Genomic DNA, 15,311 nt, shown 5'->3' with positions numbered 1-15,311 from the left:
GCTGCTGTAGCGCATTCACTCAGTGACTAAATTTATAAATAAAATAAGGCTTTATTAAATTGATCTTGCTCACATATAATCGATTGTGATTGAATATAATCAAATGACGGATGAGTAGCATTGGAGATCCAATGACGGTGCAGGCGGGTAATCAAAAAAAATGCATTGTGCTGGCCGATGATTTCACCGGCGCGAATGATGCCGGTGTTTCGCTGGCTGAAGCGGGCATGGTCGTGGATGTCATTTTCCAAAAGCCCTATCTGAGTAAGGCTCAGGCGATTGTGCTGAACAGCGACAGCAGGGCGTATTCAGCGAGCGATGCCGCACAGCAAGTCACAAACCACATGACTGCACTTTTGGCAGACCAACCCGGTATGACCGTGGAGTGGTTTATCAAAAAGATCGATTCGACGATGCGAGGTAATCCCGGAGCCGAAACAGAGGCAGTGTTGCAGGCAACCGGCATCAATCTGGCGGTCATTGCGCCTGCGTTTCCGTCAGCAGGACGAACAACGCAAAACGGTGAATGTCTGGTTTCCGGCAAGTTGCTCACCGCGACGGAATTTGCCAGCGATCCAAAAACCCCGATCGTGAGTGCAGATATCAGTGACATTGTGCAAAAACAGAGTGGCATTAGCTGCATTAACGTCAGGTGCAGCGATCTTGCCCGGCACGCGCAAGAGGTGCGCGAAGGAATGACCGCCCTCATCGTTGATGCAAAAACTGATGCTGAGTTGGATCACATCGTAGAAATATGTGCATCGTTACGGCCAAAGCCGTTGCTGGTAGGCTCAGCTGGGCTGTGTGATGCTTTTGCTCGCTATTTTACGTCAGCCAAAAAGTACCCAGGCCTGTTCGCTGTGGTGGGTTCAATGAGTGAAGTCGCTCAAAGACAACTGGTGCTAGCCGCAGAACATCCGCGAGTTGAACACGTCTATATCGATACCGCTGAACTGCTGGAGAAAGGTAGCGATCGTTTCAGAGAGGCCATTACCTGCATTCTTCGTCATGGCTCACATTGTCTGGTTCATACCTGCTGTGACAGTGGCGACAGGCAACATATACAGAGGCTGTGTGAACAACGTGGCATTACCCGTAAGCAACTGGGTGAAAAAATCAGTTTTCTGCTTGGAGAACTGGTCCATTCGGTCATGCGCATCACGCCACCAAAAGCACTGTATCTCTCCGGTGGTGATGTCGCGACTGCAACCGCAACCGCATTGGGCGCAACAGGATTCAGAATTCGGGGCAGGGCTGCAGGTTGTGTTCCCTACGGGCGCTTACTTGGCTGTGACTGGAATCAGACTGTATTTACTAAAGCCGGTGCTTTCGGTGATGAAACCACCCTCTTAAAAATTTTGAGTTTCGTTGAGGAGAAAACAGGTGACTAATACTGTTGCTATAACAATGGGCGATCCTGCAGGGATCGGTCCTGAAATCATTATCAAGGCTTTAGCCAAAGGGCCATTGAATGGCTCACCCGCGGTGGTTATCGGCTGCGCACAGACTTTCCGCCGTATACTGGCAATGAATATCACACCTCAGGTTGAACTCAGAGTTATTGAGCAGGTGGATCAGGCACAGTTCGCGCCGGGCATCATTCACATTATTGATGAGAAAGTTGCCCATCCGGAGGCGTTGCAGTGTGGTGTGGTTCAGCCCGAAGCCGGTGATGTGGCCTATCGGTGCATCAAGCGAGCAACCGAAATGGCGATGCGTGGCGAGGTCAAAGCGATTGCTACCGCGCCACTGAATAAGGAAGCGCTGCACCTTGCAGGACATCATTATCCCGGCCACACCGAGTTACTCGCGATGTTGACGGACACCAAAGATTATTCGATGGTGCTGTACACCGATAAGCTGAAGGTTATCCACGTCACCACGCATATTTCGCTGCGTAAGTTCCTGGATACGCTCAGTCAGGAACGGGTGGAAACGGTCATCAGAATCGCCGATACCTTTTTACGCCGGGTTGGCTTCACCCAGCCGCGTATTGCGGTTGCAGGCGTAAACCCACACGCTGGCGAAAATGGTCTGTTTGGTGATGAAGAGATTCGAATCCTGACGCCGGCTATAGACGCAATGAAAGCGCAGGGCATTGATGTTTATGGCCCTTGTCCGCCGGACACCGTATTTATGCAGTGTAATGAAGGTATGTATGACATCGTTGTCGCGATGTATCACGATCAGGGACATATCCCACTTAAGCTCCTCGGTTTTTACGACGGTGTGAATATCACGGCAGGATTGCCTTTCCTGCGCACCTCAGCCGATCACGGCACCGCATTCAATATTGCCTGGACAGGCAAGGCGAATCCCGAGAGCATGGCGATATCAATCGATATGGCGATGAAAATTACCCGAGAATAAATAACGCATCGGGTGTTAATACGTTCTGATCACTCAGGCGATGGTCATACATCGCCTTTTCTTTAGTGATCATATTAGTGATTGCTGTAGCCAGTATTGCCACAAAACTGTTATCTCAACAGGTGACACTGATAGCCTTAAATGCGGCAGCAGTAGCTCGTTGATATTTAAAGCTTTACGCTTCAGGGCATCGACCGCTCTTTCCATAAATATCGTACGCGCAAGCGCGTTACGGCTCCTCCTTTAGTTAGACCAGCCCGTACCCGCCGACGCAGTGCCGGATCGCGGAACCAGTCGAGCATAAACAGCGTTCGTTCAATACGGCCAGTTTCCCTCAGTGCTTTGGCAGGCACTGTCAGATAAAGACTCTTCGCAGGCCGACCCGATTACCGGCGCCGTGATAACCGCTATAAATAATATGCTTTTCGATCTGATGGCCGTAATCTCGCATAAGGACTGGCTGAGCCGCCGCCAGCGGCAAAAACAGGAAATTGAACGCGTAAATACGTTGGGTAAATATAGAGGAAACAGGCCGAACAGGAGCGTCATCATAAAGTCCTGTACTACCGGCAGGTCAAGAAACTCAGTATCCGGGAAACAGCGGATGCACGGAGTACGGTCCTTCGCAAATCTGCCGTATCCAGGCATGGTACCGGTAATCATAAGCCGAAGATTTTGGTTAAGACATGATTAAGGTATGATGCGCTGATTTTATAACCATTACATTCATGAGGGATTATGACTACGGGATTTTATCTGTATCACCTGGATAAAACCACCTGCGGGGGACGGATCCTTTCCGGTGCGTCTGACGACACCTACGAAATCGGTGGCATAGAGCGGCAGCAGGTCAGGGAGGGCGACCCGGTGACTTGCGGTAAGCACGAGGGGCGCTTCCGGGTGTGCGGCGGCATGGGGGATTCCTATGAAGTGGGCGATGAACTGAAAGAGTGGGCAGGTTCACTGGACAGCTATAGTTCCTGCCCTTGCCGCGCCCGATTTATTCCGTCAGTTCAGACGCACACCTACGAGAGCGACTGCAACGCCGGACGGCTGGCCGAACGGTCTGAGAAGGCGAAAAAACAAGCCCAGCAGTCAGAGCCTGAACAGCGAGCGCAGGTCGCGAAGAAGAAACGGGATATCACGCTGACCATCGGCGTATTCTTTGATGGCACTGGCAACAATGCGAATAACAGCGGTGCCCGTCAGGCCGCCTGTTCCGGTGAACATTACGGAATGAATGATGCAGAATCTATGTCTGCGCTAGAGCAGTGTGTCCAGCTGAATCGCGGAGTCAGCGGTACTGCCGCCGGAAGCTATATCGGCTACTACAGTAACGTGCACTGGCTCTATACGCTTTATAACCCGGAAATAAAAACTGATACAGGGGCAGGACAGTACGCCATTTATATTGAAGGTATCGGTACGGAAGACGGGGCTGGCGACAGCACTTACGGAATGGGCACTGGCCGGGGCGATACCGGCGTAGTGAGTAAAACCGATAAAGCAGTCGCAGCATTGGCTGCCGGTATTCAGGGCTATTTAGACAGACACACAGATGCCCGGTTCTGCACCATCAAAGAGTTGCAATTTGATATTTTCGGCTTCAGCCGGGGAGCGGCGGCGGCGCGCCACTTTGCCAACCGGATATTCAGTCAGGACAGAGCCATTGTATCGGCGATTAAAGCCAGTCTGAATGGTATTGATTTTTCCGGTACGTCCGGGGGCAAAACCCGCTTTCTGGGGATATTTGATACCGTAGCCGCCATCGGGACACCGGTTAACGGCCTCAACCCGCACAGCGCCGATACCGGGGATGTCAATCTGGCGCTGCGTCCGGGCGTTGCTGATAAAGTATTCCATATCACTGCGCAGCACGAATGCCGCTTCAATTTCGCGCTGAATAGCGTGAAACCGGCGTGGCCGGAGCTGGCCCTTCCCGGGGTGCATTCTGACATAGGCGGCGGCTACAATCCCGATGAGCATGAATTATGTTTTCTTACCCGACCCGATTTTGAAACCGTTCCCCTTTCTACACCAGACACAGAAACGCGGATTTATCAACAGACCTGCGGGGAGCTTACAGCGATGGACGGTTACCCCGCGATAGCGCCACTGCTGAATGCGGTGGAGGTGAATGTCGATACCTGGCATGACGACAGACTGCCAGCAGATCGTTACGGATCGCTACAGAAACGCAGCGGCGCTGCGCTGGTTATCGATCGCCCGACGCGTAACGACTGGTCGAAGGTGGTGTTGCGAGTGATGCTCGATGCGGCGCAGGATGCCGGGGTGGAATTTTCCCCTATTTTACCTAAAGACGACAACCTGTCACTCCGGCCAGAACTGAACAGCCTGTGTGAAAAAGCAATCGTGATGGGCCGTGCCATAAGGAGTGGTAAGTCAGCCCCCGGCTTTACCACGCCGGAAATTCTGATGCTGGCCGAAAAATATATCCATTGCTCAGCCAACTGGAACAGCGTGGTGAGAGACGGTCGGGGAAGTATCAGCGGTGCAGTCAGACCAGCGAAGCTGGTAACATTTACCAACCGGCCAGACGAGCGCTGGCAGCGGACAGTTTATAATATGGATGGGAATAAAATATGGAAATAATTCGTGTGGCCTGGCTGTTTCCGTTGCTCATTCTGACGGCCTGTCAGGGGCAGTCGTTGCCCGGAAGTGACCCTCAAAACGATGAGCCAGTAGAGTGGACCTTTGATTTTTTCACACCTAAGGCGCTGCCCGCACTGGTGACGTACGCCGTTGTTCAGGATGCCGATGGCAAAGTTTATGAATTTAATACCCTGAACCGTACATCTGTTCTACCCGACGTTATCGGTGAGTGGAACGACAAAGACCGTGTGTCTGGTGGCTACTGGAATCACGTTAAACGACCTCCCAGACATATTATTTTTTGCTGGGACTCTATTATCGATAAAAAAGTGTATGAGACCGCACTGACAATCCCTAAACCCATACTGGAGAAAATGCTCAGGCCGAGTGATTACAGGAATTATCGGGGAAGAACTGCGTATTACGACAGAGTGCAAATTGGTCTGGCTCCGGAGGGAAAAGTCGCCGTCTGGTTGCAGGGGATTAGTTCTGAGCCAAATTATCGCGTCAAACCGTCAGTCCTTAAAACCGTTTCAGGGGACAAATTAGATATGTGCAAAGGAATAACGCGGTTTTCTAACGGCTATGAGTACGGAAAAGATACCGAGGAGTTTATCAAAGGGAAAAAGTATCCTTATGGTAGCTGGTAAGCTTGCTATTGAGCCCTGGGGGATCTTCCCAAGATCCTTTGGGACTTGGAGGTCAAGTTTAAGCCTTAACGTACAATAATTTCCAATACCCAAATTGACCCCAAACATATTGTTCCCACGCATCAAGGGCGCGGAGCAGAGAACCTGCTCTCGCAGCTGGCCATTAAGCCCGGTCAATATGTTGCGGGGAATATGTATTTTACAACGACCCGATTCCATCAGGAAAAAAACGGCGCAACCTTTGTGGATATTGTTCGTGACGAAGCGCACGACGCTGGCCTGAAGGTGCCTTTCAAAGGCGATATTGACCTCAATAAATTAGCCAAACTCATCGAAGAAAAGGGCGCGGATAACATAGCCTATATCTGCCTGGCGGTCACCGTGAACCTGGCAGGCGGTCAGCCCGTTTCAATGGCAAATATGCGTGCCGTACATGAAATGACCCGTCAATATGGCATTAAGATTTTCTACGATGCGACACGCTGCGTTGAAAATGCCTATTTCATTAAAGAGCAGGAAGCCGGATACGAGAACACCAGCATCAAAGATATCGTTCATGAAATGTTCAGCTATGCCGATGGCTGCACCATGAGTGGCAAAAAAGACTGTCTGGTGAATATCGGCGGCTTCCTGTGCATGAACGATGACGAGATGTTCCAGGCCGCGAAAGAGCTGGTTGTGGTTTATGAGGGGATGCCGTCATATGGCGGATTGGCCGGTCGTGATATGGAAGCCATGGCTATTGGGTTGCGTGAAGCCATGCAGTATGAATACATTGAACATCGCGTGAAACAGGTGCGCTATCTGGGAGATAAGCTCCGTAATGCCGGTGTACCTATTGTCGAACCGACGGGTGGACATGCTGTATTTCTTGATGCCCGTCGTTTTTGCCCCCATCTGACGCAGGATCAGTTTCCGGCACAGAGTCTGGCAGCCAGCATTTATATGGAAACCGGCGTGCGTAGCATGGAACGTGGCATCGTTTCCGCCGGGCGCAGTAAAGAAACGGGGGAAAACCACCGCCCCAAACTGGAGACAGTACGCCTGGCTATTCCACGCCGTGTTTACACCTACGCACACATGGATGTTGTTGCTGATGGCATCATTAAACTGTATCAACACAAAGACGATATTCGCGGTTTGAGGTTTGTTTATGAACCCAAACAGCTCCGTTTCTTTACTGCCCGCTTTGATTATATTTAATACGATTCAGGTCCCCTGACAGGGGCCTGTTTTTTATAAACAGGATTTTATTTCGGACCTGCCTTAATGACAGGTCAGCTGTTAACAGTTTAGTATCCACATCATCAAGAATGACGCCAAAATGATAATAAAGAGTCAACAGGAGCATTTTTTCATGGATATTAATAAAACAACACCCGGTTTGCTCAGTGGAACAATGCTTATCATTGCCACCGTTATCGGTGGAGGAATGTTCTCTCTTCCTGTTGCTATGGCTGGCGTATGGTTTCCGGGAGCATCGGTTATTTTAATCGTTGTGGCGGTAATGATGCTGTTAACCGGTTTAATGCTGGTCGAGGTTAACCTCCATTATGGTGGTGGCGCGAGTTTTAACACCTTCACCAAGGACTTATTAGGTCATAAATGGAATGGGGTCGTCGGTATTGCATTCGGGTTTGTATTATATATTTTAACTTATGCTTATATTTCTGGCTCCTCTGCTGTCCTGTCCCAGACAGTGGAAAAATATAGCGATTTTCATCTTCCGGCCCGGTTATCGGTGGTTATCGTTAGTCTGCTGGTCGGGGGCATCGCCTGGTACAGTTCGCTTTTAGTTGGTCGTATCACAACGGTGCTCATTATCGGTAAGTTTCTGGCGTTTTTTGCTACTTTTTCCGGTCTGGTATGGCATGTCGACGGGGCCAAACTGATCGACAGTCCCGCGCTGGCGCTGCCTGATACGCAATACCTGCCTTATGTCTTAATGACCCTGCCTTTCTGTATTATTTCTTACGGTTTCCACGGTAACGTACCTAGCCTGGTGAAGTTATATGGCACACAAGGCGTTAAGAATATCACGCGTTCGATTTTTATCGGTTCCGCTTTCGCACTGCTGCTTTATCTGTTCTGGTTAGCCGTCACAATGGGAAATATCCCTCGCGCCGACTTTCCACCCATTATTGCCAAAGGGGGAAATATTGACGTCTTCGTGGACGCCCTGAGTGGGTTATTTACCCATCAGTATATGGATATTATTCTCACCTTCTTTGGTAACTTTGCCGTAGCCAGTTCATTGTTAGCCGCAACGCTTGGACTTTTCGATTATATTGCCGATCTTTTTCATTTCTCTGACGACCGTCCAGGCAGGTTAAAGACCGCACTGGTCACTTATTTGCCTCCTGCGGCCGTTTGTTACTTCCTGCCTGATGGCTTTATACGCGCAATTGGCTATGCCGGGCTGGCATTTACCATCTGGAGTGTCATCCTTCCCCCTGTTCTGGTCAAAGCGGCCCGTAAGCGTTTTCCAACCGCAGCTTATACAGCGCCTTGTAATAACCTGATTCTTAATCTGGTGATAGCCGCAGGCAGTCTCGTCTACCTGACGGTCATCCTTGATGTCTTGCGATGGCTACCTTCGTTTGGCTAAGTAAGACGTGCGGGAAACAGGCGCCTGGCCGGGCAAAGTCTTAGCCGGTCATGGATGCCAAACAGGCGTGCGAGGGGGATTTTATCGTCACCCTGTACCGCGAACGCGGTCCGTTTAATCTGCTGCCCTTTGCCGGATGAGGGGTGACAAACGGCAACGAGAGGACGTTAACGCGATGTTTTTGACACTGCTCAGTCTTCAGCAGCCACTCATCTCAGTTACCGTTTGGCGTAAGCTCAGGGTGAGGGTGCTGAGAAAGCTCAGACTGCGTCGGCGGCTAAAGCGCAAACAGCGTCATCGACAGAATTGCGATAACAGATAGCAGGGTGAGTGCGTGACACTTTGCGGCTGTATCAACGACGTTGCACGGAATCTTGCCTGAATCTCCAGAAACTCATCTCTTCACCACCGCATCTACATGCCAGGTTAGAGTCGTATGAACCAGGGGCTGTAATAAGAAATGCCCTCAGACAGAGCAATCAGAGGGCCAGAAAAAGTCAGGATAATGTCGATAGTTTTTCTGCCTTATTGGTATTTTTTACCTGTTCAGCGTAAAGGAAATTTTCGAGTTCATAAAAATTCATGGTTCTTAAGGAAGTGGGACTAATATCTTTACAGGGTAGGAGCCGGGTATCCCCCGCGTTATTGACAAATACGAGGTAAGGGTTTGTCCCTTGCATATCAATCACTGAATTCAATTTCCACATGATGTCCTCCTGGGTTCATGAATGTCATGAACACAGGTAAAATTATGCGTTGTAACCCGACGACGCATTGAGGAATCAGTGCTACCTGATGCTATTGATGTCTCAAAAAAACAATAAAATTAAAAAATGTGACATACATCCATGCTATAAAAATTTAACAATATGAAGTTAATAATTTAGCGGAGTAAGTAATTAACATTCTAATGCACGGCTTGTCCCTGAATCAGCGTTCTCAGACGCAATGTTAATTTAATGTGTCCTCTTCGCCAATTGTGGCTGTACTTTATCATCTGTTAACTTCCCTGGGCAGAATGCATCTTACTCCGAAAGGATTTACCCGACCGAAAAAGGGTGATCGAAAAACGCCTCCTGCTAAAAAGTAAATATTAATGTAATCGCCTGAATAGGGTCAGCTTAACCCATCATTTAGCCCTGTTAACTTATTTTGATTGATAAAAACGATGCGAAAGGTGTGACCTCAATTTGTTGGGCGCATATCACCATTTATTCGTTGCATCTGGTATGGTAGTGGGCGCATGTGTTGAGGCGGTAATTATTATGATCCAGGTTATGGCTGGGATCATATCAACGCACTTCTCATGCCACTCCTGAATGACTTATTTAATACATCCCATTAACTTTAATAATAACGAATGTTAACTATGTTGCTAAGTCAGAAAATTACACATCTATTCAACAGCAAAATAACCAGAAATTAATCGAGTCCAAATTATTAATTAACAGAGAGATTACAATGCCAAATAAATTACGCCGGGCTAACGCCACCGTTCCCCAATGGGATCGTCATAAACTGATTCCGCGAATCGTGCATCTCGGATGTGGTGCCTTCCACCGTGCTCACCAGGCCGTCTATGCGGATATCCTTGCTGCCGAACAGGGTAGTGACTGGGGCTATATCGAAGTCAATTTGATAGGGGGAGAACAGCAGATTGCCGACCTTAAGCATCAGGACTTTCTTTATACCGTGGCGGAGATGTCCTCGAATGCATGGACAGGAAGGGTTGTGGGCGTCGTCAGGCAAGCACTGCACGCGCAGGTTGATGGCATTGAAGCCGTACTTGACGCAATGTGTCAGCCACAGATCGCCATTGTGTCGTTAACCATCACCGAAAAAGGCTACTGCCATTCGCCAGCTAGCGGTGAATTGATGTTTGATCATCCCCTCATCCTGTCTGATTTACAGCAGCCCCATCAACCGCTTTCCGCACCCGGCATCATCGTCGAGGCGTTGGCCCGGCGCAGAGCGGCGGGACTGCCTGCATTCAGCGTAATGTCGTGTGATAACATTCCTGAGAATGGTCGGGTGATCAACAACGTGGTTTGCGCCTACGCCCGGAAAAGAGCGCCCGAACTGGCAAGCTGGATCGAACAGCACGTCACGTTCCCTTCCACTATGGTGGATCGTATTGTGCCCGCGGTGACACAGGAAAGTTTGCAAAAAATCGCACAGGTGATCGGGGTTGAGGATCCGGTGGCGGTAGCCTGTGAGCCCTTCAGGCAGTGGGTAATAGAGGATAACTTTGTCGCAGGACGGCCGGCGTGGGAAAAGGCCGGGGCAGAATTAGTTAAGGACGTTGTGCCTTATGAAGAAATGAAGTTACGTATGCTGAACGGCAGTCATTCATTTCTGGCGTATTTGGGTTATCTGGCAGGCTATGAACATATTTGTGACTGTATGCAAGATCAATACTTTCGTCTTGCGGCCCGGACATTGATGCTGGAAGAACAGGCACCCACGCTAAACGTGCAGGGCGTTGATCTTGCCCGTTACGCTGACCTGCTGATTGAGCGCTATGATAATCACGCCCTGAAGCACCGCACCTGGCAGATTGCCATGGACGGTAGCCAAAAACTGCCTCAGCGTTGGCTTGACTCCGTTCGCTGGCATCTCAGGAACGAAAGTGATTTTGACCTGCTTGCCCTGGGAATTGCTGGTTGGATACGCTATGTCTCAGGCGTCGATGAGCAGGAAAAAGCCATTGACGTGAGCGATCCGCTCCTGCCGGTGTTAAAAGCGGCTGTAGAATCCAGTGCCGAAGGCGAGCCGAGAGTCAAAGCGTTATTAAATCTGGACGCCATTTTTGGTGAGGCGCTGCCAAATAATGCGTACTTTGTGAAGCAGATAACCGCTGCCTATCTGCTTCTGCTGGATAAAGGGGCGAAAGAGGCGGTAGCCATGTCGGTTACGCAGCGTTGTTCAGGCTAAATTGCCCCTCTGCCAGGCAGGCCACGTTGAGTGGCTTGCCTGTGCGTCAAAGCGTGCTGTTTGGATCGGTAGATGTATCAGTTACTGCGCCAGTTTCTGGCTTGAGTTCACGGGTAAACCAGTTCACAACCTCATCGATCACGGCAGGCTGATACCAAACCAGGTCACCATGCTCTGCACCTTTTACGACGACGTAGTCTACCTTCTCGCCCGCCTTTTTAAGGGCATCAAATAACTGTGCACTTTGATGGGGCGATACCAGCGAATCGTTATCACCGTGCATAATCAGGAAGGGCGGTTTAGGGTTACTCAAATGCCCCATCGGGCTGGCGTGACGTGCTTTAGTCGTATCGTCCATGATACTTGCGCCAGCAAAGTCACGGAAAGCCGCGCCATGCACCAGTAGCGCCTCGGTCACGGCGGGAGACTGATGAACCTTTTGAATGTCATCGGCGTACCCTTCGCCAATATTCAGGAGATCGGATATACCGTATAAGGTTGCGACCGCCTGGACATCGGAGGATTTATCGGTGAAATCGCCGCGATCGAATGACGTTTCCCCCTGGGTGGTGCCGAGCATTTGTGCCAGCCAACCGCCTGCCGAGTCGCCTAAAACACCAATGCGTTCAGGGTCAATGCCGTAATCCTCGGCATGCTGTCGCAGGTAGCGGACCGCCGCTTTACCATCCACCACCGGCGCCGGGAAGGTATCAGGTACGACCCGATACTCTGCAGCCGCCACAACAAAACCAGACTCTGCCAGCGCCATACGCATCTGAATAAACTTATCGTGATCGGCACTGGTAAAACCGCCGCCCGGAAAATAAATGATAGCGGGCTTTAACGCCTGCGTCCGTGGCACCAGAAGCGACATATGCAGCTGCCTGACCGATCGCAGAGTGGTGACTTGTGAATAGACGACGCCGTTGAGGGAATCGATCTGGTTACGTACGGGTTTTACCTGAATCACCTTTGCGCCCTCACGGTAACCCGTCAGATCATGATGTTCTGTCGCCATTGCACCTCCCATCGTCATTATCGCTGCCAGTCCACCCATTAAAAAATTGTGGCATAGATTCATAATTATTCCCGGTTAAGTTAAGAGAAAAGCCAGGTGTTGAGAAATATAAAAGGCTGTTGACGCTGTCATTATCAGCCGTCAGACGGTAATGCAGAAATGGCAAGGATGAGTTGAGCGAGATTATAAAAGCAGGTTTTTTTGGGCGTCGGTTACTGTGTGATGTGGAAATGGCCAGATGTGGGTATTGTCTGGCCACGCATGAATTAACGAATCACGATGGTAAGCAGGATAATGACGACCGCGATAGCAACCACCTGAATAAAAATCTGGTCGAGCGTAAATTTACGCATAGCGCTACCTCACTGCATCAGAATTTGCCAAATACCCAGCACCATGACGGTGAGGCCGATTAAAAGAAAAATTAACGCAATCGCGTTTTCAGGTGAACGATTCATGAGGCGCTTCCTTGTCATCAGGATGACGATTAATCACAACATTCAATGTGGAAAACTGATATCACGCGGTGAGGTCTTGTCCCGCTAATCCATAGCGAAATGCAGCTACCCTTAACCTCATATTTCAACGGCAGGCAGGATAATCTTTATCATGCGCGCGTCTGAACGGCTCTTTATCAATGTTCCATCAAAGGATGAGCATGTCTGGCTGACGATTTGCTGTAAATCACCTTCGTGTGCAAGGTTTGGCCTGAGGCTTACCAGCACGCTTTCCGCTAAAAATCTGCGACAGTAGCCGGTTTAGCCTTGTTACCGACGCAAGCATTGCTACTACAGAAAGCAGGCGTTTTACAGCGATGGCACGTGCCAGTCGGGGGGAGGGAATAGCGCGTTTTTGAACAGTAACATGACCCTGGTCCTCATCGTCTTATGGATGGCTGACTGACCCGAAGGGCAATTATCGCCAGCTGAACTGATGCCGGCGTTTCCGGTAAGCAACACCGCCATGAAAGCGTTAGCTCATCGGGATAATCATACAGATGCCACGATGCCTGAATGAATCCGCGCTCAGTATAATCAGGATGCAGGTTGAGTAAAGGCAGGAACGGCGGGTGAGTGAGGATTGGTTTAGGTTACTCAGTTGTAATGTTAGCGAATCAGCAGCCTGTTATTTCCCAACGTCTTTTGCCGCATCGCGTGATTCAGGACCTACTCCCGCCATTGTCCATGCGCATTTGCGAAGGTGTGAAGCCCGTGACCTGCTTAAAACGATTACTGAAGTGGCTTAAGGAACTGAAACCATTATCCAGCGCTATCTGGGTTAACGACAGCGAGGTTGATCGCACCATCTGTTGTGCGTTTTCCATGCGACGTTGCATAACGTACTGATGCGGCGCAACGCCCAGCGACTGACGAAACATGCGGGCAAAATGGTATTCACTCAGGTTTGCCTGCGTGGCCAACGTATCAAGCGTCAGCGGCAACGCCAGATGCTCATCAATAAATGCCAACGTATTGCGCAAGACATAGGGCGCCAGCCCGCCGGTTACTGCCGGGAGCCGCCACTGCACGCTGGAATAATGCTGGATGAGGTGGGTTAGCAGCAGGGTGCTGGCCGTGCTCAGCATTAACTGATTCGCAGGCTGTTGCCAGTCACAGCTGAGTAAGAACTGACGATACAAGGCGGTGATTTTAGGATCGCTGGAAAATATTTTCTCATCCAGCGTAATCGACAACGGATTGCGATCCCACACTTTCTCGCCGACCTCGCGTAAGTGTTCATCGGTGCAATAAAGATGCACAAAGGTGAGGTCATTACGCACATCCCAGCTGGATTCACTCTGCTGGGGCATCAGACAGAATTTATCTGGCCCGCCACCGTTGCGCCATCCGCTCGCCGTTTTGTGATAGCTCTCGTAACCATCCGCCACATAAAGGCTTAACGTGTGATGATTACTGTTTACCGTGACCCGGTCTTGCTTGTTGTGCCATGCCGCCAATCTGATGCCGGAATTGAGCATGACCGATTCGCGCAGCACGGCCTTTTTTTGACGCAGCGTTTCAAACGTGTCGTAAACGCGAGACATAACTCTTTTCCGCCAGATGAACAGAGGCTCAGTCTAAGGCGAGTTCAGGCCGGTAGCCAGATTTGTTCCATTAAATGCGCAAGATTTTGCAAGTCACCCGCAAGGCCATGAAAGCCTCCGCCCGGAAAATCCGACACACTGTTTCCTCTCTCGCTCAAAGGAAAACGCATGAACGCATTACTTTACGCGGTGGTGGTGGCTATCTGGGGAACCACCTGGATCGCTATTTTTATGCAGCAGGGGCCGGTGGATGTCACCGTTTCTGTGTTCTGGCGTTTTGCTATCGCCAGCCTTTTACTCCTGTCACTGCTGAAGGTAGTGGGTCGTCTACGTGCCTTGTCACTTCGCGATCATCTGTTCTGCCTTCTACAGGGATGCTGTGTGTTTTGCTTTAATTTTTGGTGCTTCTACACGGCAGCGGGCTATATCAATACCGGTTTAGAATCCGTGATTTTTTCCATGGCGGTGCTCTATAACGCAGTCAATAGTTACCTCTTTTTCGGGCAGCGCCCCCAACCGCGTTTCTGGTTTGCCGTCACCCTGGGATTAACCGGCATGATCGTATTGTTTTGGCAAGATCTGGACGTCAGCGGCTGGAACAAAGGATTGTGGACAGGAATCGGCCTGTCGGCGCTTGGCACCTTTGGTTTTTCTTTGGGGAATATGATTAGCCTGCGGCACCAGCGCAGGCAACTGGAAACGATGACCACCAATGCCTGGGCCATGCTGTACGGTGCCATCGTGATGGGCGGCATCGCCTGGGCGCGTGGCGTGAATTTCTCGCCGCTATGGACATTACATTATCTGAGTGCGCTGCTTTATCTGTCTGTATGCGGATCGGTCATTGCGTTTTGGGCTTATTTTACCCTGGTCAGACGCACGGGTGCCGCAAAAGCAGCCTACACAACGCTGATGTTTCCGCTGGTCGCACTCACCTTGTCAACAATGTATGAAGGTTACCAGTGGCAAAGTCACAACGTGGCCGGATTGCTGCTTATTTTAGGTGGTAACCTGGTGATGTTTGCCCGCCCGTTGCACTGGCTGAAACCGAGAACCGTGACGGATACGGTTTAG

11 protein-coding genes and 3 pseudogenes are annotated in these 15,311 nt (G+C 50.3%); 10 read left to right on the top strand and 4 right to left on the bottom strand.

The features are described from left to right. The first annotated feature begins 110 nt into the window (after positions 1-110). A complete protein-coding gene (dtnK, locus tag CMR03_RS11585; protein WP_244181374.1) occupies positions 111-1,391 on the top strand; it encodes a D-threonate kinase in 1,281 nt (426 codons plus the stop codon). 16 nt (positions 1,392-1,407) lie between these two features. After that, positions 1,408-2,370, top strand: coding sequence for a D-threonate 4-phosphate dehydrogenase (locus CMR03_RS11580; protein ID WP_244181377.1), 963 nt, complete (start codon positions 1,408-1,410; stop codon positions 2,368-2,370). A gap of 138 nt (positions 2,371-2,508) precedes the next feature. Here the strand turns inward: CMR03_RS11580 and CMR03_RS11575 are convergent. After that, positions 2,509-2,717 (bottom strand): annotated as a pseudogene (locus CMR03_RS11575) (Tn3 family transposase); the annotation flags it as partial. Between CMR03_RS11575 and CMR03_RS25565 the strand changes: the two are divergent. From CMR03_RS25565 to CMR03_RS11540, 6 genes and pseudogenes are all read left to right on the top strand, one after another. Next, a pseudogene (locus CMR03_RS25565) lies at positions 2,714-3,029 on the top strand (recombinase family protein); the annotation flags it as partial. The pseudogenes CMR03_RS11575 and CMR03_RS25565 overlap by 4 nt on opposite strands. Before the next feature lie 79 nt (positions 3,030-3,108). Further along, on the top strand, positions 3,109-4,983 hold the full coding sequence (locus tag CMR03_RS11565; RefSeq protein WP_096011619.1) for a phospholipase effector Tle1 domain-containing protein: 1,875 nt from the start codon (positions 3,109-3,111) through the stop codon (positions 4,981-4,983). Continuing rightward, positions 4,974-5,633: a DUF2931 family protein gene (locus tag CMR03_RS11560; RefSeq protein WP_063876930.1), complete on the top strand. Its 660-nt coding sequence runs from the start codon at positions 4,974-4,976 to the stop codon at positions 5,631-5,633. Before CMR03_RS11565 ends, CMR03_RS11560 begins: the two co-directional genes overlap by 10 nt. Before the next feature lie 102 nt (positions 5,634-5,735). Next, a pseudogene (locus tag CMR03_RS11555) lies at positions 5,736-6,836 on the top strand (tyrosine phenol-lyase); the annotation flags it as partial. 154 nt (positions 6,837-6,990) lie between these two features. Continuing rightward, complete coding sequence (locus CMR03_RS11550) at positions 6,991-8,241, top strand: aromatic amino acid transporter (protein WP_096011618.1); 1,251 nt, start codon at positions 6,991-6,993, stop codon at positions 8,239-8,241. Positions 8,242-9,702: 1,461 nt separating this feature from the next. After that, positions 9,703-11,175 (top strand): mannitol dehydrogenase family protein, encoded by a 1,473-nt coding sequence (locus tag CMR03_RS11540; RefSeq protein ID WP_096011616.1) that lies wholly within the window; start codon positions 9,703-9,705, stop codon positions 11,173-11,175. A 46-nt stretch (positions 11,176-11,221) separates the two neighbouring features. Here the strand turns inward: CMR03_RS11540 and CMR03_RS11535 are convergent, their stop codons facing one another. Continuing rightward, a complete protein-coding gene (locus tag CMR03_RS11535; RefSeq protein WP_096011615.1) occupies positions 11,222-12,256 on the bottom strand; it encodes an alpha/beta hydrolase in 1,035 nt (344 codons plus the stop codon). 110 nt (positions 12,257-12,366) lie between these two features. On the opposite strand from CMR03_RS11535, the gene CMR03_RS25790 reads away from it, so the two are divergent. Further along, a complete protein-coding gene (locus CMR03_RS25790; protein ID WP_257469723.1) occupies positions 12,367-12,609 on the top strand; it encodes a hypothetical protein in 243 nt (80 codons plus the stop codon). On the opposite strand, the gene mgtR is transcribed toward CMR03_RS25790, so the two are convergent. Next, positions 12,556-12,669, bottom strand: a complete 114-nt coding sequence (mgtR, locus tag CMR03_RS25380; protein ID WP_096011614.1) for a protein MgtR — start codon at positions 12,667-12,669, stop codon at positions 12,556-12,558. The genes CMR03_RS25790 and mgtR overlap by 54 nt on opposite strands. 683 nt (positions 12,670-13,352) lie before the next feature. Beyond that, entirely contained in the window at positions 13,353-14,237 is an 885-nt protein-coding gene (locus CMR03_RS11520) for a helix-turn-helix domain-containing protein (protein ID WP_096011613.1), read from the bottom strand. Positions 14,238-14,405: 168 nt separating this feature from the next. Between CMR03_RS11520 and CMR03_RS11515 the strand changes: the two genes are divergently transcribed. Next, a complete protein-coding gene (locus tag CMR03_RS11515; protein WP_096011612.1) occupies positions 14,406-15,311 on the top strand; it encodes a DMT family transporter in 906 nt (301 codons plus the stop codon).

The sequence above is a fragment of the Pantoea allii genome, from assembly GCF_002307475.1.
GTDB classification, from domain to species: domain Bacteria; phylum Pseudomonadota; class Gammaproteobacteria; order Enterobacterales; family Enterobacteriaceae; genus Pantoea; species Pantoea allii.
The sequence above is the reverse complement of the archived record's forward strand: the minus strand, read 5'-3'. Positions and strand labels throughout refer to the sequence as shown.